Source organism: Endozoicomonas atrinae (assembly GCF_001647025.1).
Classification (GTDB): domain Bacteria; phylum Pseudomonadota; class Gammaproteobacteria; order Pseudomonadales; family Endozoicomonadaceae; genus Endozoicomonas; species Endozoicomonas atrinae.
In genome coordinates this window covers 1-255 of the sequence record NZ_LUKQ02000871.1, presented here as the reverse complement: position 1 = coordinate 255, position 255 = coordinate 1, and the positions used below count along the sequence as shown (strand labels likewise).

The 255-nt window shown below is 52.9% G+C and carries 1 protein-coding gene; it reads right to left on the bottom strand.

Annotated elements, in window-relative coordinates:
- Window positions 1-37: 37 nt before the first annotated feature.
- Window positions 38-255 (bottom strand): phage virion morphogenesis family protein (locus tag AK963_RS30895; RefSeq protein ID WP_175404830.1); only part of this gene is annotated, 218 nt, incomplete at its 5' end.

Here is a 255-nt window from a genome sequence, read left to right as displayed (position 1 = left end):
AACTTCCAGGTGGTCGGTGATGGCTTTGAGGGCTTCGTTAAACATTGCGGTTGGCCACGTCCTTGACCCACTGCTCGATGGTCTGTTGAACCAGATTGATCTGGCGCTGCTCGATGGCCAGAAATGGACGGGCAGGAATGACCACTTTCTTGGCAAATACTGTTTGTCCGTTCTTGCCGGGAAAGGCGAGTATCTTCGCTTTCTTCGGTCGGATGGTGGCTCCGAAGTTGTGAACCGCTGCATATTTCACGTTGG